This window comes from Geothrix sp. SG200, assembly GCF_022808935.1.
Classification (GTDB): Bacteria; Acidobacteriota; Holophagae; order Holophagales; family Holophagaceae; genus Geothrix; species Geothrix alkalitolerans.
This window is the reverse complement of the sequence record NZ_JAKZFR010000001.1, coordinates 407,595-426,067: the sequence shown is the minus strand read 5'-3', so window position 1 is coordinate 426,067 and position 18,473 is coordinate 407,595. Positions and strand designations below refer to the sequence as shown.

Here is an 18,473-nt window from a genome sequence, read left to right as displayed (position 1 = left end):
GCGCTCAGCGGCAGAGCTTCACGCCTCCAGCGCCTGCAGGCGCTCCGCCTCGAACGCGGCGCGCAGGGGCTCGATGATGGGCTCGAGCTGGCCGGACATGAAGCTGTCGATCTGGTGGATGGTGACGCCGATGCGGTGGTCGGTGACGCGGCCCTGGGGGAAGTTGTAGGTGCGGATCTTCTCGCTGCGGTCGCCGCTGCCCACCTGGGACTTGCGGAGGGCCGAGTGGGCCGCGTCCGCCTCGTCCTGGGCCTTCTGGAGCAGCCGGCTGCGCAGCACAGTCATGGCCTTGGCCATGTTCTTGATCTGGCTGCGCTCGTCCTGGCAGCTGACCACCGTGTTCGTGGGCAGGTGGGTGAGGCGCACGGCGGAGTACGTGGTGTTCACGCTCTGGCCGCCCTTGCCGCCGGAGCAGAAGGTGTCGATGCGCAGATCCTTCTGGTGGATCTCGATGTCGACCTCCTCCGCCTCGGGCATGACGGCCACAGTGGCGGCGGAGGTGTGGATGCGGCCCTGGGTCTCGGTCTTGGGGACCCGCTGCACGCGGTGGACGCCGCTCTCGAAGCGGAAGAGGCTGTAGGCGCCGTCGCCCTGGATCTCCGCAGTGGCCTCCTTGAGCCCGCCCGCATCAGCGTCGCTCTCATCCAACACGGATACCTTAAAGCCCCGGCGCTCGGCGAAGCGGATGTACATGCGGAAGAGCTCCGCGGCGAAGAGCGCCGCCTCCTCGCCGCCGGTGCCGGCGCGGACCTCGAGAATCACGTTCTTGGCGTCAGCGGGATCCTTGGGAATGAGCAGGCGCTTGATCTCGGCTTCGCCTTCGGCGATGGCCTTCTTCAGGTCGGGGATCTCCATCTCGGCCATCTCGCGGAGGTCCGCGTCCATGGTCTTGTCGCCCAGGATGGACTCGGCCTCCTCCAGCTGCTTGAGACGCGTGCGCTGGGCCTGGAAGGCCTGGACCACGGGCTCCAGCTCCGCGCGGAGCTTGGTCAGCTCCCGCAGCCGCTTGGGGTCGGACACCACGGCGGGATCCTGCAGCTGCGCCTCCACTTCCTGGAAGCGGGCATCCACGGCTTCTAGCTGGTCAAGCATGGGGCCTCCAGAGCACCGGTACGAAAAAGGGAGGGGCCGAAGATCGGCCCCTCCCTCGGAATGGTGCAGCTAGGCTTCGGTCGTCTCGACAGCGGCTTCGGGAGCGGCGGCCGGGGCTTCCTTCTTCGCGTACTTCTTGTTGAACTTCTCCACGCGGCCCTCGGTGTCCATCAGGCGCTGCTTGCCCGTGAAGAACGGGTGGCAGTTGGAGCAGATTTCCACGCGCAGCTCCTTCTTGGTGGAGCGCGTCATGAACTCGTTGCCGCAGGCGCAGTGCACCTTCACATCGTGCAGTTCGGGGTGGATTTTTTCCTTCATCTCTTCCTCCTGGGACCGACCGGATGCCCCCATGGGCGGGGTGAACGCACGCGGCTTGTCCACGCAAGATGGATAGCTTATCGCCAAATCACCCGTCCCTCAAGGAGGATTCCCCGGGCAGGGCCCGGAAACAGGCCTGGATCAGCCCTCCTGCTCCTGGGGCGTCAGCACCCAGCGCTCGGCCAGGACGCGGCGCAGCTTCAGCGCCAGCATCACGCTGACCAGCAAGGTGGCGTTGAAGCTGAGCTCCAGGGGCACTTGCCACCACCGGAAGCGGATCCGGCCCAGGAACCCCGTCTCGAGGGCGAACATGAAGGCCGTGAAGAGGACAGGTTCCAGGAGGGTCTGCCAGAGCGGGCGCTCCTGGCTGTGGCGCTCCAGGAGGAATCCCGTATAGGCCCCATAGAACAGCCGCGTGGGCTTGAACCCGTGGGCCGTGGTGAACCCGAGGGGGATCGAGAGCAGGGAGGTGAGCAGCACGGCCACGGCCGTTCTCGCCCAGGGATCGAGCCGGAGCCAGTGGCGCCGGGCCCAGAAGTAGCCGGCCCCCACGGCCAGCCCCTGGGCCGCGGCGAAGGCCACGCAGATGTACCAGCGCCAGCCTTCGAACCACATGTGGCTGCCCGTGGCGATCCCGATGATCATGCCCGCGGCCAGGGCAGTGCCCCCGCGGTGGGTGGCGTCCTGGCCCTCGCCCGCCGCCAGTTCCCCGGCCAGCAAGCCGGGGCGCTCCTTCTCGGCGAGCAGGGCCGCCATGGCCGATTCACCTTCGATGCCCCTGGCCTCGGCCTCATCCAGCAGGTGGGCCTCCAGCTCCCGCAGCAGCCTGAGGCGCCGCCAGCGGGACACTCCCCTCAGGCCAGCAGCCACTTGCGCGAGGTAGCCGTCGAGCGCGCGGGACACGGTGAGGGATCCTTCAGGCCCTCGGCCCGACGAAGGCCTGGACCATGTCCACGAACTGGTTCCACTCCTTCTTCTTGGCGGTCAGGAAGGCCTGGCCCGCGGGCTGGATGGCGTAATAGCGCCGTTCCCGCCCGTTCTCCTGGGTTTCCCAGTACGAGGTGATGAACTCGGTCGCCTCGAGCTTGTGGAGGGCCGGATACAAAGCCCCTTCCTTGAGGGTGTAGGTTCCCCCCGTTCTCTGGCGGACCGTCTCGATGATCTGGTAGCCGTACATGGGCCCCTCGCAGAGCAGCGACAGCAGCAGCAAGGGAGTGCTGCCTTTCAGGAGTTCACGATCCACTGGGACCTCCGGTTTAGGCAGGATCATTGTGCCTCGCAAAATGAGGCCAGTCAAGGCGCCCCCACAAATGTTTTCACAGGAAGGAACTTCCCACCGGCGGGGGGCAGGCGGCCCGGTCGGGAGTCGAACCGTGCGGCTGCGCCGCCTTGGCCCGCGCCGGCGCCACCGAGGCTCCGGCTCCGCCAACGAGCGGAGCTGAGGAGCGGGAGGACAGCGCTGGCCCTGTCTGTCAGACGGAGGCAGCGCCTTCGGCGGCCAACCCGCTGGTTCGAATCCAGGGAACCGCAACAAAGGCAGGGGGGCCATGCGGCCCGGTCGGGATTCGAACCGCGCCGCTTCGCGCCGCCGGCCCGCTTCGACGCGCCATCTAGGCGCGTCTCGGGCGGTCCACTCGCTGGTTCGAATCCAGGGAACCGCAACAAAGGCATGGGGGCCATGCGGCCCGGTCGGGATTCGAACCGCGCCGCTTCGCGCCGCCGGCCCGCTTCGACGCGCCATCTAGGCGCGTCTCGGGCGGTCCACTCGCTGGTTCGAATCCAGAGACCATCAACAAAGCCAGGGGGGCCATGCGGCCCCCCTGGCTTTGTTGGTGCACCCGACTGGATTCGAACCAGCGACCTTTGGCTTCGGAGGCCAACGCTCTATCCAACTGAGCTACGGGTACTGCGGCCTTCCATCATGGCGGCGATCGGGGTTCTGTTCAAGGTTGAGGCTCGGGAGGCGGGGTTCCCGCGACCATTGGCTTCGGAGGGCAGAGGACGCTGAGGGGCGTTCAGCCTGGTCCGGCCACGGTCTTCCGGCGCACGCTGCCGTTGGCCTGGGCGAAGTAGCGGCGGACGCCGCGGGTGATGGCATCGGCCACCTTGGCGCGGAACGCGGCCTCCTTGAGCTTCCCCTCCTCCTTGGGGTTGGAGATGAAGGCCACCTCGACCAGCACGGCGGGCATGGCCGCGCCCCGGAGGACGATGAAGGGGGCCTGCTTGACCCCCCGCTCCTTGATGCCGGCCAGACGGTTCAGCTGGCCCTGGATGGCCACGGCCAGCCGCTCGGAGTCCTGGAGGAAGGCCTTCTGGGCCAGGTCGTCCAGGATGCTCGCCACCACGGTGTCCGCGCTGGCCGGGGCGTCCCCGGCGCCGGCGTTCTCGGCCGCCACCACCTCCTCGTCATCGCCCTTCCCCAGGCTCAGGAAGTACACCTCGGAGCCCCGGGCGGCCCGGGCGCGGGCGGCGTTCAGGTGGAGGCTGATGAAGAGGTCGGCCCCCTGGGCGTTGGCGGCCTTGGCCCGGTCCCAGAGGGGGATGAAGGTGTCGTCCTCGCGGGTGAGGACGGCTTCGAAGCCCGCAGTCTCGAGCTTGGCCGCCACGGCCCTGCCGATCTCCAGGGCCGCCGCCTTCTCCTTCAGGCCCTTGGGCCCCCGGGCCCCCCCGTCGTCGCCCCCATGCCCCGGGTCGACCATGACCTTCAGGCGGGGGGGATGGAGGGCCGGACCGGCGGGTTTGGGACTCTGGGCCCAAGACAGTAGGCTGAAGGTGGCGAGCGGCAGAAAGCTCAGGAGTCGGATCATGGCCCAGTCGGTGAAAGGTATGCGGGATCTGTTCGGGGCGGAGCTTCGCTGGTTCCAGCATATCGAGGAAACCGCCCGGCGCGTGTTCGGCCGCCACGGGTACGGGGAGATCCGCACGCCCATCCTCGAGGAACTCGATGTCTTCAAACGCAGCGTGGGGGAAAGTTCCGACATCGTGAACAAGGAGATGTACGAGTTCACGGACAAGGGCGGCCGCCAGGTGGTCATGCGCCCGGAGAACACCGCCGGCGTGGTGCGGGCCGCCATCCAGCACAAGCTGCTGGCCTCCAGCGATCCCGCCCTGTTCTATTACATCGGTCCCCAGTTCCGCTACGAGCGCATGCAGACGGGCCGTTACCGCCAGTTCTGGCAGATCGGGGCCGAGAGCTTCGGCGTGGCCACGCCCGAGAGCGAGGCCGAGAGCCTGCTCATGCTCCACAGCTTCCTGAAGGAGCTGGGGCTCAAGCGGATGGTGTTCTCCATCAACAGCGTGGGCACGCCCGAATCCCGGCCGGCCTTCTATGAGGCCTTCCGCGCCTTCTTCGCGGCGCGGGAAGCGCAGTTCTGCGCGGACTGCCACCGACGCATCGAGTCCAATCCGCTGCGCGTGTTGGACTGCAAGAACGAGAGCTGCCAGGCGGCGCTGGAAGGCCACCCGGTCATCACCGATTACCTCGATGAGGCCTCGGCGAAGCACCACGCGCGGCTCAAGGCCCTGCTCACGGAGCTGGACATCCCCTTCGAGGAGAACCCGCGCCTGGTCCGCGGCCTGGACTACTACACCCGCACGGCCTTCGAACTGCTCAGCTCCGACCTTGGCGCCCAGAGCGCCCTGCTGGGCGGCGGGCGCTACGACCTGCTGGTGAAGCACCTGGGCGGCCCTGATGTGCCCGCCTTCGGCTGGGCCATCGGCCTGGACCGCCTGGCCATGGTGCTGGAGCAGGTGCGCGGCGAGGCCCCCCAGGCCGCTCCCGCCCTGCTCATCCCTCTTGGCGAGCGGGCCACCGTCGAAGCCTTCAAGCTCGCGCGCCAGCTCTGGGACGCGGGCATCGCCCTCCAGCTGGAGACCCGCGGCGGGGCCCTCAAGAAGGCCATGGCCACGGCCAACCGCACCGGCATCCAGACCGTGCTCATCCTCGGCGACGGGGAACTGGATGGGGGCACCATCACCGTCAAGCACATGGCCAGCGGCGAGCAGGAGAGCTGGCCCCTGGGCGAACTGGCGGGGCGCCTCGGACGGTCCTGAGCTCTCCTACCGCCGGACGGCCTTGAGGAGATCCTTGAACCGGGGGTCCCGGCGAATGGGATCCGCCATGGGCTCGCGGTCCAGGTAGATCAGGTACTCGCAGCGCTCCTCCAAGGCCCTTTGCAGGCTGCGGAACTCGCCTTCCCGATCCCCCAGGCCGCCCTGGAGCCCAGCCAGGTAGAGGGCCGGCACGTACACCGGCTTCCCATGGAAGTCCGGGGGGTGGTTGAGGAGATTCAGCATCTCCTGGGCCTTGCCGCGGTTCCCCTTGGCCGCGTAGGCCAGCCCCAGGAAGAGCGTCATGCCCGGGGCCCGGCCGGAGCGCTCCCAGCCTTCGGTCAGGGCCGTGATGGCCTCCTCGTGCCGCCCCTGCATGACCAGGGCCCGGCCCAGGTTCAGGTAGCCCAGGATGAACCCGGGGTCCAGCTCCAGGGCCTTCTGCGAGGCCGCGACGGCTTCGCCGTAGCGCCGGTTGAAGTAGTGGGCCTCGGCCACGGCGGACTTCACCGCGGGCGACAGCGGGTCCAGCTCCTCGGCCTTCCGCAGCTCGGCCAGGGCATCGTCGCTCCGGCCCACGGCGCTGAGGTAGAGGGCGTACCACTGGTGGGCGGTGGCGTAGCCCGGGTTCAGATCGAGGGCCCGGTTGAAGGAGGCCTCGGCCCCATCCCAATCCCACTCGTAGATCAGTCGGATGTGGCCGAGCGAAGCGTGGGCCTCGGCCGATGCGGGATCCAGCTCCAGCGCGGTCGTCACCTCCCGCTTGGCCAGGGGCATGGCCTCGCCGGGCCGCAGGGCGCCCATCTCGGCGGAACCCAGGAGCGCGTAGCAGTCCGCGATGCCCACGTGGGTGGGGGCGAAGGTGGGATCCAGCCGCGCGGCCTCCTGGAATCGTTCCAGCGCAAGGTAGAGGTCCTGCGGGGTGCGCTTGTTCCAGAGGAAACGGCCCCGGAGGTAGGCCTCGTAGGCCTCCGGCTTGACGGGCCTGGGGTGGGCCCGTCCGGGCTCCAGCTTGAGGCTGATTCCGCTGGCGATGGCATCCGCCACCTCCCGCTGGAGCACCAGGACATCCCGCACGTTGCGGTCGAAGCTGCTGTCCCAGATGTGCGTCTCGTCGGCGCCGCGCAGCAGGTGCACCGCCACCCGCACCCGGTCGCCCGACCGCCGCACCGACCCCTGCAGCAGGTAGTCCACGCCCAGCTCGCGGGCCACCTGGCGGGGCCGCTTCTCCGTATTCCGGTAGCCCAGGGCCGAACGCAGGGCCACCACGCGGCCACCCTCGCCCTGCTGCCGGCCGAGCTGGGTGATGAGTTCCTCGGTGAAGCCGTCACTGAAGAATTCCTGGCCACGCTCTCCGCCGAGGTCCACGAAGGGGAGCACCGCCAGGGCCGGGCCCGGCCGGGAGGGCCTGAAGCCCAGGCGCCAGACCAGGGCGAGGACGCCCGCCAGCACCAGCGCCGCGGTGAGGGACCAGAGCACCCAGGGCATCGCGCCCCGCGGTTCCGGCCGGATCACCTCGACCGGCGCGGGCTCCGCCGCGGCGACGGCCTCCGGCGCCGCGGCCGGTCCTTCCCCGTCGGGGGCCAGGATCCGCCCGGCCCGCCAGGCGTCCACCTCCGAGCGGTGGGCGAAGACGCTGCCCTGCTTGTCGTGGAGGTGCCGGTGCACGGGAAGGCCCTCTCCCTTCTCCCAGCGCTGGACCGTCCGGACATCGCGGTCCAGGTAGGCCGCGATCTCCTTCCAGGATTCCAGCCGCTCCTCCAGGGCCTCGTCTGCCATCGCCACTCCCGGGGAGAACCTTTCCTCCACCTTCCGACGCCGGATGATCCCATTGAAAATGCAACGGAATTCTACCGATACCCCCTTGACCGTCAAGCCAAAACCGCGGATCCATGGAGGGATTACCCGAATCCCGGAAGGGCACGACAAAGGACGACACCCGCGCCTTGCCGCTGGCCGCTGGCCTCTGGTCACACCCATCCTGCCCGGGAACCCATCGGGTGATCGTAGGGAGACGCCATGGCACGCTTCATCGGCCTCGATCTCGGCGCGGAGACCCTGAAGGCGGTGGAGCTGGTGGGCGAGGCCGGGGCCTGGACCTGGACCCGCCGGGCCCGGGTGCCCCATGGGAAGGAACCCGGCAAGGTGCTCGTGGACCTGCTCGGCGCCTGGGACTGGGGCAGCGTGGACGGCGCGGCGGTGACCGGCCGCATGGGCCGCCCCGTGGCACTGGCGCGGGTGCCGGGGCGACAGGCCCTGGCCGCGGGGTTCCGCCTCCGTCACGGCGCGACGCCTGCCACCGTGGTGTCCATCGGCAGCCGGGGCTTCTCCGTGCTGGAGCTCCGGGGGGAAGGCCGCGAGATCTTCCGGGAGAACGGCCGCTGCGCCCAGGGCACGGGCAACTTCCTGCAGCAGCTGGTGGGGCGGTTCGGCCTCACGGTGGAGGAGGCGTCCGGCCTGGCGGAGGGCGTGACGGACCCGGCGCCGCTGTCGGGGCGCTGCCCCGTGATCCTCAAGACGGACATGACCCATCTGGCCAACAAGGGGGAATCCCGGGAGCGCATCCTGGCGGGGCTGCTCGACGCCATCGCCGAGAACGTGCAGGCCCTCATGAAGCCGAAGGTCTGCCCCGAACGCCTCCTCCTGGCGGGCGGCGTGGCCCGCTCGGCGCGCGTCCAGGCCCACTTCCGGCGCCATGCGGCGGCCCACGGCCTGACCTTCCTGGAGACCGGGGAGGAGGATCGCCTCTTCCTCGAAGCCCTGGGCTGCGCGGTGCTGGCCGCGGAGACCCCGGCCGCCGTGCCCGGACTGGGCGCCCTGCTGCGCCCGCCGGACCGGGCCTCCCTGGAGGTGACCGAGCCCCTGGCCTTCCACCTGAACCGGGTCCGCCGCCTGGCGGAGCCGTCGGGCCCCCTGGCCGCCGGGCCTGTGTCCTCCGGGTCTGTGGACATGGAGCCCCGGGAGGTGGTCGTGGGCTTCGACATCGGCTCGACCGGATCGAAGGCCGTGGCCCTGGACGCCCGGCTGGGCGCGGTGCTCTGGGAGGGCTACCTGCCCACGGACGGCGCCCCGGTGGCCGCCGCCCAGGCCCTCATGCGCCAGCTCCTCGCCAGCCCCGCCGCCACCCACCGCATCCAGGGCTTCGGCGTCACGGGTTCGGGGCGCGAGATCGTCGGCTCGCTGCTCTCCGTGTGCTACGGCCGGGAGTCGGTCTGGGTGATCAACGAGATCGCCGCGCACGCCACCGGCGCCCTCCAGTGCGATCCACGGGTGGACACCATCTTCGAGATCGGCGGGCAGGACGCGAAGTACATCCGCCTCGCGGACGGCAAGGTGGTGGACGCCGCCATGAACGAGGCCTGCTCCGCCGGCACGGGCTCCTTCATCGAAGAGCAGGGGCGGCGGTTCACCGGCATCGAGTCCGTGGCCCAGCTGGGACAGGTGGCCCTGTCGGCGGACAGCTGCATCTCCCTGGGACAGCATTGCTCGATCTTCATGGCAGAGGTCATCGACGAGGCCGTGGCCGCCGGCGCCCCGCAGGCCAGCATCATCTCGGGCATCTACGACTCCGTGGTGGCGAACTACCTGAACCGGGTGAAGGGCAGCCGATCGGTGGGCCAGGTGGTCTTCTGCCAGGGCATGCCCTTCGCGTCGGACGCGCTGGCCGCGGCCGTGGCCCGCCAGACCGGGGCGGAGGTCATCGTGCCGCCGCGGCCCGGCCTCATGGGCGCCGTGGGCATCGCGCTCCTGGCGGCGCGGGAGGTGGCCTGGGAAGAGGTCGGGCCCCTCGACGGCGCCCGCTTCCTGCAGGCGGAAGTGGCAGCCAAGGACCAGTTCGTCTGCACGGCCACTCAGGGATGCGGCGGCGCCGGGAACAAGTGCCGCATCGACCGGCTCACCACCCAGGTGGATGGCCGGGTCACGAAGTTCACCTGGGGCGGCGGCTGCTCGCTGTGGGACAAGGGGACGCGCCGCGCCAAGCTGCCCGACCTGGCCCCCGACCCCTTCCGGGAGCGCCGCGAGTGGCTGGCCCGCCTCTCCGAGCGCCTCTCCGAGCGGCGCGGCCGCCCGCTCATCGGGATCAGCGGTGAGTTCCAGCTGCAGGGCACCTTCCCCTTCTTCGCCACCTTCCTCCACGAGCTGGGCTTCGACCTGCAGGTGGCGCCCTCCCCGGGCCGGGAGGCCCTGAAGCGCGGCATCGAGGAAGCCGGGGTGCCCTTCTGCGCCCCCATGCAGCAGTACCACGGCCTCGTGGCGGGCATGGCCGAGGACCGGCCGGACTACCTGTTCCTGCCCATGATGCGCGAGCTCCCGCGGGTGGGCGGAGAGACCCACTCCGTCGTCTGTCCCATCTCGCAGGGCGCGCCGGACGTGCTCCGGCTTCTGCTGGGCGAGGACGGGCCCAAGGTGCTCTCGCCCGTGGTGGACCACGGCGCCGGCGCCTTCGACTCCCGGACCTTCCTCGCCGCCTGCCGCACCCTCGCCACGGACCTGGGCCGGCCCCTGAGCTGGCGCCCCGCCTGGCGGATCGCCCGCGCGGCGCAGCTCGCCTTCGAGGCCGACCTTCGCGAGATGGGCCGCCGGGCCCTGGCCTTCTGCCGGGAGCGCGGGATCGTGCCGGTCGTCCTGCTGGGGCGGGGCTACACCCTCCACAACGACGTGCTGAACTCCAACGTGCCCGCCATCCTCCGGGAACAGGGGGCCATCGGCATCCCCCTGGACTGCCTGCCCGTGGCGGAGGACGCGCCCATCTTCGACGAGATCTTCTGGGGCCACAGCCAGCGCATCCTGCGCGCCGCCTGGCAGGTCCGGAGGACGCCGGACATCTACAGCATCTTCTGCTCCAACTACGCCTGCGGGCCGGACAGCTTCACGGTGCCGATGTTCGCCTGGCTCATGGAGGGACGACCCTATGCCGTGATCGAGACCGACGGCCACTCCGGGGACGCGGGCACCAAGACGCGCGTGGAGGCCTTCCTCCACTGCGTCCGCGAGGACCGGCAGCGGACCACCCGGAGCGCCCCGCGGGACGCGTCGGACCTGTCCGTGGGCACCCGCACCTTCCGGGAGATCCAGAGCCTGGGCGAGCGCCTGCTGATCCCGCCCATGGGTCCGGAGACCGAAGCCGCCGCGGCCACCCTGCGGGGCATGGGCGTGAACGCGGAAGCCCTGCCCCCCTCGGACCACACCGCCCTGCTCCTGGGCCGTCGGCAGACCTCCGGGAAGGAGTGCCTGCCCATGACCCTCGTGCTGGGGAACCTCCTGGCCCACCTGGAGCGCCATCCCGGCGAGCGCGTCAGCCTGCTGCTCCCCGCCGCCTCGGGCCCCTGCCGCATGGGCGCCTACCGCACCCTGCACCAGCTGGTGCTGAAGCGGCTGGGCGAAGAGGGGCGCGTGCGGATCTGGTCACCCCCCTACGGCGACTATTTCGGTGGCCTGCCCGCCGGCTTCAAGGCCATCCTCTTCGCGGGCATGGCGGCCTTCGGCACGCTGGAGCGCGCCCTCGGCCTGGTCCGGGCCGCGGAACGGCTGCCGGGTCAGGCGCAGTCCATCCGGGACCGCTGGGCCGGCCGCCTGGCCGCCCACCTGGAAGCGGCCGCGAAGGGAGACCTCAGCGCGACCCGCGTGATCACCGAGGTCGCCACGGGGCGCGTCTACGGCCTGCCCGCACTGCTCCGCCAGGCCCTCGGCGAGCTCCGGCAAGCGGACAGCGGCGCCGACCTGCCCCGCGTGCTGATGACGGGCGAGATCTACGTGCGCCTGGATCCCTTCGCCAATGGGGAGGCCGCCCGTGCCCTCGCGTCCCGGGGGCTCCGGGTGGACATGGAGGCCACCACGGAGTTCATCCAGTATTCCGAGTACACGTCGCGGGCCCAGGGCGCCAAGAAGGGCCCCGCCACCCAGGTGGAGCGCTGGATCCGCGAGCGGATCCTGGCCGTGGCCGAGGGCCTTCTGGAGGCGGAGCTGGGCTGGCCGCGCCGCGGGTCCCTGCCCCGGGTCCTGGAGGCTTCCGCCCCCTACCTTCGCGAGGCCCTGGAAGGGGAGGCCGTGCTCACCCTCGGCGCCCCCATCCTGGGCTGGCGCCGGGGCGAGATCGACGCTGCCGTCCTGGTGGGCCCCCTGGAGTGCATGCCCTCCAAGCTGGCGGACGCCCAGTTCGTCCACGTGGCCGAACGGGAGGGGCTGCTCACGCTCTCCCTGTCGCTCAACGGCGAGCCCCCGGATTCCGAGGCCCTGGACGCCTTCGCCTTCGAGGTCCACCGCCGGCACCACCACCGCCGCCATCGCCGCGCCCGCCGCCCGGCCCCCGCGGATGCCCTGCTGCGCACGGCGTCTTCCATCTGAAGCGCCCCATCGTTCCTGGCTCTATGGCCGACCTGGAACGCCTGTCTGGAAGGTGGCTGGCGAAATCCTGACTATTCAGATAAACTAATGGCTTCGTGATCGCAGGCGACCCCCGGTCTCCGCCTCTTTTCAGTCCGAATACCCCTTTCTCGCCCTGACCGGGCCCCCGGAACCATCCGCGGGCGGGCCCTTCCAGGAGCGACCATGTCCTTCGACACCCTCGGGCTGATGCCCGAGCTGCTGCGCGCCGTACGCGAGCAGGGCTACGAAACCCCCACCCCCATCCAGGCCCAGGCCATTCCCCTGGTGCTGGAGGGCCGCGACCTGCTGGCCCGCGCCCAGACCGGCACCGGCAAGACCGCGGGCTTCACCCTGCCCCTGCTGCAGCTGCTGGCCCCCCACGCCAGCACCTCGGCCTCGCCCGCGCGCCACCCCATCCGCGCCCTCATCCTCACGCCCACCCGCGAGCTGGCCATGCAGGTGGAGGAGAGCGTCCGCGCCTACGGCAAGCACATCCCCCTGCGCTCCACCACCATCTTCGGCGGCGTGAACATCAACCCCCAGACCAAGGCCCTGCGGGCCGGCGTCGAGATCCTGGTCGCGACCCCCGGCCGCCTGCTGGACCACCAGGGCCAGGGCAACCTGAACTTCAGCCAGCTCGAGATCCTGGTGCTGGACGAAGCCGATCGCATGCTCGACATGGGCTTCATCCGCGACATCCAGAAGATCCTCGCCCTGCTGCCCACCAGCCGCCAGACCCTGCTCTTCTCGGCCACCTTCACGGACGAGATCAAGCAATTGGCCTCCAAGTTCCTCAAGAACCCCGCCTCCGTGCAGATCACCCCGCAGAACACGGCCGCCGAGCTGGTGCGCCAGGTCGTGCATCCCGTGGACCGGGAGCGCAAGCGCGCCCTGCTGGCCCACCTCATCCAGAGCCGCAACCTCGAGCAGGTGCTGGTCTTCACCCGCACCAAGCACGGCGCCAACCGGCTCTCCGAGCAGCTGGACAAGGACGGCATCAGCTCCATGGCCATCCACGGCAACAAGAGCCAGCCCCAGCGCATCAAGGCCCTGGAGGACTTCAAGAAGGGCGCGGTCCGCGTCCTCGTGGCCACGGACATCGCCGCCCGGGGCCTGGACATCGATCAGCTTCCCAACGTCGTGAACTACGAGCTGCCCCAGGTGCCGGAGGACTACATCCACCGCATCGGCCGCACGGGCCGCGCGGGCGCGGAGGGAGAGGCCCTGTCCCTGGTCTGCGTGGACGAACACAAGCTGCTGCGCGACATCGAGAAGCTGCTCCGCAAGGAGCTGCCGAAACAGGTGGTGACGGGCTACGCCCCGGATCCCAGCATCCCGGCCGAGCCCATCCAGACGGGGCGCCAGGGCGGGGGCGGCGGCCGGGGCCGCGGCCCCGCGCGCAGCTCCCGCCCCAACTCTCGCTCCGGCCCCCGCTCCGACCAGGGCCAGACCCCCCGGGGCGAGCGCGGCCGCCATCCGGCCCGACCCAGCACCCGCGGCAAGTAATCAGGCGACCTGCCAAGTCAACAAAGGCGCTTATACCCCTTGACACGAGGGTAGATGGGGCGCAGCCTTGTTGCTTATGCAAGATCGGGTTTCCATCTCCCTCTCTGACGCCAACCCCGGCACCCTGGCCGCCGCCGTCCGGCGGGTCCTCAAGCAGGTGGTCTGGGCGCGGCTGGCTCCCTACGGCCTCAGCCCCCAGCAGTTCTGGGTGATGCTGGTGCTCCTCGAACAGGGCCCCTCCTCCCTCCACCCCCTGGCCCAGCAGGTCTGGATGGACGATCCCACCGCCAGCCGGGTGGTGAAGGCCATGGTGAAGCGGGGCTTGCTCACCGCCAAGCCGGACCCCCGGCACGGGCGCCGCATCCTCATCGAGCTCGCCCCGGGCGCCCTGGCCCTGGCCCACGAGCTGCGGGATCTGGCCACGGAGATCCGGGAGTCCATGACGGCCGGCCTGACTCCGGAAGAGCAGCGGGTCCTGACCCACAGCCTGCGGACCATGGTCGGCAACCTGGAGGCCATGTATGCCGCCACGGTCGCCCAGAGCACGGACCAGGCTCCAGTGCCATGACCGGGCCGCGGCCTGCCTCATCCGTCCCATCTGATCGGGGTCATGTCCGGCCCGCCGGGAGCAGGTTTTCTACTTTCATGGCCAACCGGGTATCCGGCTGGATGGTCCAACCATTGGACCTGTCGCCGGTCCGGAGCTGAGCTCATCCTCCGCCCCCTCCTTGAAAAGGCTTCGACTCCCGCATGGACGCCACCGATCCCATCCCGTCGTATGAATCCAGCGCCGCCCGCCCCGCCCTCCTGAGCGGTTGGCGCCTCTGGGCTGTCCTGGGAGCGGTCGCGATCCTCGTCTGGGCGATCTTCTTCCGTGGCGGCACGAAGAAGGACGCCGGCAAGAACCCCGCGGGGGGACGCCCCGTTCCCGTGGTGGCGGCCGCCGCCCGGCAGGGCGACATGCCCATGAGCCTCACGGGCCTTGGCACGGTCACTGCCCTGAACACCGTCACCGTGAAGAGCCGCGTGGATGGCCAGCTGGTGCGCGTGGCCTTCACCGAGGGCCAGATGGTGCGCCAGGGCGATCTGCTGGCGGAGATCGACCCTCGGCCGTTCCAGGTGCAGCTCATGCAGGCCGAGGGCCAGCTGGCCAAGGACCGGGCCGCCTACCAGAACGCGCTCGCGGACCTGAACCGGCTCCAGGGACTGGTCCAGCAGGGCATCATCTCCCGGCAGCAGTTGGACACCCAGAGTTCCTCCGTGGCCCAGTACGAAGCCACCCTCAAGGCCGACCAGGCCCAGGTGGAAAGCGCCAAGCTGAACCTCACCTACAGCCGCATCACCGCACCGATCTCGGGTCGGGTGGGCCTGCGCCAGGTGGACGCCGGCAACATGGTGCGGGCCAGTGACGCCAACGGCCTGGCGGTCATCGCGCCGATCCAGCCCATCAACGTCGTGTTCGCGGTGCCCGCCGACAACATCCAGAACGTGCTGCGGCAGACCGCCAAGGGCGCGAAGCTGCCCGTCGAAGCCTGGGACCGGGACCTCAAGGTCCGCCTCGCCACCGGCTCCCTCGCGGCCATCGACAACCAGGTGGACTCCGCCACGGGCACCGTGCGCCTCAAGGCCCTCTTCACCAACGAGGACCGCACCCTCTTTCCCAACCAGTTCGTGAACGCCCGACTGCTGGTCGACACCCTGCGCGGCGTGGTGATCGTGCCCACGGCCGCGGTGCAGCGCAGCCCCCAGGGAGCCTTCGTGTACGTGGTGAAGGCGGACGGCACCGCAGACATGCGCCCGGTGGAAGTGCTCGCCACCGATGGCGACGACACCGCCCTCAAGCAGGGCGTGGCGGGCGGCGAGACCGTCATCACCGACGGCCTCGACAAGCTCCGTCCGGGCAGCAAGGTCGCCCTTCCGAAACCCCCGGCCGCGAAGGGCTGACCCGATGAATCCATCCCGGCCCTTCATCCTTCGGCCGATCGCGACCTCGCTGCTGATGGCCGGGCTGCTCCTGGTGGGCCTGCTGGCCTTCCGCCAGCTCCCGGTCTCGGCGCTTCCCCAGGTGGACTACCCCACCATCCAGGTGGTCACCTTCTATCCCGGCGCCAGCCCGGACGTGATGGCCTCCGCCATCACCGCCCCCCTGGAGCGCCAGTTCGGCCAGCTCCCGGGCCTGAACCGCATGTCCTCCTCCAGCTCCGGTGGCAGTTCGATCATCACCCTCCAGTTCGTGCTGGACCTGAACATCGACGTGGCCGAGCAGCAGGTGCAGGCGGCCGTGAATGCCGCAGGCACCTACCTCCCCCGCGACCTTCCCAATCCGCCCATCTACAGCAAGATCAACCCGGCCGACGCACCCATCCTCACCCTGGCCCTCACCTCGAAGACCCTGCCCCTGTCGAAGGTCGAGGACTTCGCGGACACCCGGCTGGCCCAGAAGATCTCCCAGCTTCCCGGCGTGGGCCTCGTGAGCATCAGCGGCGGCCAGAAGCCCGCCGTCCGCATCCAGGCCAACCCCGCGGACCTGGCAGCCAAGGGACTCACCCTGGGCGATGTGCGCACCGCCGTGGCCCAGAGCAACGTGAACCAGGCCAAGGGCAGCTTCGATGGCCTGCGACAGGCCTACGCGATCGGCGCCAACGACCAGCTGCTCTCCAGCGAGGACTATCGGCCCCTCATCATCGCCTACAAGAACGGCGCGCCGGTGGCCCTGTCCGAGGTGGCCACCGTCGCCGACGACGTGGAGAACGCGCGGCTCGCCGCCTGGATGAACCGCACGCCCGCCGTCATCCTCAACATCCAGCGGCAGCCCGGCGCCAACATCATCGCCGTGGTGGACCGGGTAAAGGACCTGATGCCCCAGCTCCGGGCCTCCCTGCCCGCCGCCGTGGAGCTCAACATCCTCACCGACCGCACGGTCACCATCCGCGCCTCGGTGGCGGACGTGGAGTTCGAGCTGATGCTCACCATCGCCCTGGTGGTCATGGTGATCTTCCTGTTCCTGCGCACCCTGGCCGCGACGGTCATCCCCAGCGTGGCCGTGCCGCTCTCGCTGGTGGGCACCTTCGGGGTGATGTACCTGCTCGGCTACAGCCTGAACAACCTCACGCTCATGGCCCTCACGATCTCCACGGGCTTCGTGGTGGACGATGCCATCGTGATGATCGAGAACATCATGCGCTACATCGAGGAGGGCGAGCCGCCTCTCCAGGCGGCGCTGAAGGGCTCGGGCCAGATCGGCTTCACCATCCTGTCCCTGACCGTCTCGCTCATCGCCGTGCTGATCCCCCTGCTGTTCATGGGCGACATCGTGGGCCGCCTCTTCCGCGAGTTCGCCGTCACCCTGAGCGTCACCATCCTGGTGTCCGCGGTGGTGTCGCTCACCCTCACGCCCATGATGTGCGCCAAGCTGCTGAAGCACACGCCGCCCTCGGAACAGGGCCGCTTCTACCAGTCCTCGGAGCGGGTCTTCCAGCGGATCATCGCTTTCTACGGCCGCACACTCTCCTGGGTGCTCAAGCACCAGACCGGCACCCTCGTGGTGGCCATGGCCACTCTGGCGTCCACCGTGCTGCTCTACCTCGCCATCCCCAAGGGCTTCTTCCCGGTGCAGGACACCGGCGTGCTCCTGGGCATCTCCGAGGCTTCGCAGACCGTGTCGTTCTCCGCCATGGCCGAGCGGCAGCAGGCCCTCGCCGCGGAGATCCTCAAGGACCCGGCCGTGGAGAGCCTGTCCTCCTTCATCGGCATCGACGGCACGAACACCACCCTCAACAGCGGGCGCATCCAGATCAACCTCAAGCCCCTCGAGGAGCGCGGCCTCAGCGCCATGGACGTCATCCACCGCCTCCAGCCCGAGTTGGCGAAGATCCAGGGCATCCGCCTGTACCTCCAGCCCATCCAGGACCTCACCGTGGAGGACCGGGTCAGCCGCACCCAGTACCAGTACACCCTCGAGGACGCGGATCCAAAGGAGCTGGGCCTGTGGGTCCCCCGCTTCGTCGAGCGCATCTCGTCGCTGCCGGAGCTCAGGGATGTCGCCAGCGACCAGCAGAACGCCGGCCTCCAGGTGCGCATCGTCCTGGATCGGGCCACCGCCTCGCGCCTGGGCATCACGCCCCAGATGCTCGACGACGCGCTCTATGACGCCTTCGGCCAGAGGCAGGTCTCCACCATGTTCACCCAGCTGAACCAGTACCGCGTGGTGCTGGAGGCACGACCGGGCCAGTACCAGAGGCCCGAGGATCTGCAGAACATCTATGTCCGGTCGGCCTCCGGCGGATCCGTGCCCCTCAGCGCCTTCACCCGCATCGAGACCGTCACCGCGCCCCTGGCCGTGAACCACCAGGGACAGTTCCCGACCGCCACCGTCTCCTTCAACCTGGCCCCCGGCGCCTCTCTCGGCGACGCGGTGAAAGCCATCCAGCGCGCCCGGAGCGAGCTCGACATGCCCGCCAGCATCAAGGCGGGCTTCCAGGGCACGGCCCAGGCCTTCGGCGCTTCCCTCACGAACACGCCCTTCCTCATCCTCGCCGCGGTCCTGACGGTCTACATCCTGCTGGGCGTGCTGTACGAGAGCTACATCCACCCCATCACGATCCTCTCGACCCTGCCCTCGGCCGGCGTGGGCGCCCTGCTCTCGCTCATGATCTGCCGGACCGACTTCAGCGTGATCGCCCTGATCGGCATCATCCTGCTCATCGGCATCGTCGAGAAGAACGCCATCATGATGATCGACTTCGCGCTGGAAGCCGAGCGCAAGGACGGCCTGCCGCCGGAGGAGGCCATCTACCAGGCCTCCCTGCTGCGCTTCCGGCCCATCATCATGACCACCATGGCGGCCCTGCTCGGGGGCGTGCCCCTGGCGCTGGGCACCGGCGTCGGCGCCGAGCTGCGCCGCCCCCTGGGCATCGCCATCGTGGGCGGCCTCATCTTCAGCCAGATCCTGACGCTCTACACGACGCCCGTCATCTATCTAGCTTTCGACCGGCTGGCCAGGAGGGTGCGCCGCTGGCGAGGCGCAGAACAGGCTTCGCCTGATATGGCCGAGTCATGAACGGCCACGCCCACCCCATCTCTCCGCGCCGCGCCAGCGGCACCATGCTCCAGGCGGAACGCCTGGAGCCCCTGCCCGCACG

The 18,473-nt window shown here is 69.9% G+C and carries 12 protein-coding genes and 1 tRNA gene; 6 read left to right on the top strand and 7 right to left on the bottom strand.

From position 1 onward, the window contains the following. Positions 1-18: 18 nt before the first annotated feature. From prfA to ML539_RS01885, 6 genes are all read right to left on the bottom strand, one after another. The gene (gene prfA / locus ML539_RS01910; protein ID WP_243320148.1) at positions 19-1,092 is read right to left on the bottom strand and encodes a peptide chain release factor 1; all 1,074 of its coding nucleotides are present in this window, start codon (positions 1,090-1,092) and stop codon (positions 19-21) included. 69 nt (positions 1,093-1,161) lie between these two features. Next, entirely contained in the window at positions 1,162-1,410 is a 249-nt protein-coding gene (rpmE, locus tag ML539_RS01905; RefSeq protein ID WP_243320146.1) for a 50S ribosomal protein L31, read from the bottom strand. Between the two features lie 141 nt (positions 1,411-1,551). After that, positions 1,552-2,313: a hypothetical protein gene (locus tag ML539_RS01900; RefSeq protein WP_243320144.1), complete on the bottom strand. Its 762-nt coding sequence runs from the start codon at positions 2,311-2,313 to the stop codon at positions 1,552-1,554. A 13-nt stretch (positions 2,314-2,326) separates the two neighbouring features. Beyond that, positions 2,327-2,653, bottom strand: a complete 327-nt coding sequence (locus ML539_RS01895; RefSeq protein ID WP_243294257.1) for a helix-turn-helix transcriptional regulator — start codon at positions 2,651-2,653, stop codon at positions 2,327-2,329. 587 nt (positions 2,654-3,240) lie between these two features. Further along, positions 3,241-3,317: transfer RNA gene (locus ML539_RS01890), tRNA-Arg, on the bottom strand. A gap of 108 nt (positions 3,318-3,425) precedes the next feature. Continuing rightward, a complete protein-coding gene (locus tag ML539_RS01885; protein ID WP_243320140.1) occupies positions 3,426-4,217 on the bottom strand; it encodes an N-acetylmuramoyl-L-alanine amidase in 792 nt (263 codons plus the stop codon). Between ML539_RS01885 and hisS the strand changes: the two genes are divergently transcribed. Then, positions 4,216-5,463, top strand: coding sequence for a histidine--tRNA ligase (hisS, locus tag ML539_RS01880; protein ID WP_243320138.1), 1,248 nt, complete (start codon positions 4,216-4,218; stop codon positions 5,461-5,463). The two genes, ML539_RS01885 and hisS, sit on opposite strands and share 2 nt — an antisense overlap. Before the next feature lie 6 nt (positions 5,464-5,469). Here the strand turns inward: hisS and ML539_RS01875 are convergent, their stop codons facing one another. After that, positions 5,470-7,239 carry a tetratricopeptide repeat protein gene (locus ML539_RS01875; protein ID WP_243320136.1) on the bottom strand — a complete coding sequence of 590 codons (1,770 nt, stop codon included), beginning with the start codon at positions 7,237-7,239 and terminating at the stop codon, positions 5,470-5,472. A gap of 240 nt (positions 7,240-7,479) precedes the next feature. Between ML539_RS01875 and ML539_RS01870 the strand changes: the two genes are divergently transcribed. The 5 genes from ML539_RS01870 (at position 7,480) to ML539_RS01850 (ending at position 18,391) form a co-directional block, all read left to right on the top strand. Beyond that, complete coding sequence (locus ML539_RS01870; RefSeq protein WP_243320133.1) at positions 7,480-11,805, top strand: BadF/BadG/BcrA/BcrD ATPase family protein; 4,326 nt, start codon at positions 7,480-7,482, stop codon at positions 11,803-11,805. A 204-nt stretch (positions 11,806-12,009) separates the two neighbouring features. Further along, positions 12,010-13,332, top strand: a complete 1,323-nt coding sequence (locus ML539_RS01865) for a DEAD/DEAH box helicase (RefSeq protein WP_243320132.1) — start codon at positions 12,010-12,012, stop codon at positions 13,330-13,332. A 76-nt stretch (positions 13,333-13,408) separates the two neighbouring features. Further along, positions 13,409-13,900: a MarR family winged helix-turn-helix transcriptional regulator gene (locus ML539_RS01860; RefSeq protein ID WP_243320130.1), complete on the top strand. Its 492-nt coding sequence runs from the start codon at positions 13,409-13,411 to the stop codon at positions 13,898-13,900. Between the two features lie 182 nt (positions 13,901-14,082). Beyond that, the gene (locus ML539_RS01855; RefSeq protein WP_243320128.1) at positions 14,083-15,276 is read left to right on the top strand and encodes an MdtA/MuxA family multidrug efflux RND transporter periplasmic adaptor subunit; all 1,194 of its coding nucleotides are present in this window, start codon (positions 14,083-14,085) and stop codon (positions 15,274-15,276) included. A 4-nt stretch (positions 15,277-15,280) separates the two neighbouring features. After that, the gene (locus ML539_RS01850; RefSeq protein WP_243320126.1) at positions 15,281-18,391 is read left to right on the top strand and encodes an MdtB/MuxB family multidrug efflux RND transporter permease subunit; all 3,111 of its coding nucleotides are present in this window, start codon (positions 15,281-15,283) and stop codon (positions 18,389-18,391) included. The last annotated feature ends 82 nt before the right edge of the window (positions 18,392-18,473 follow it).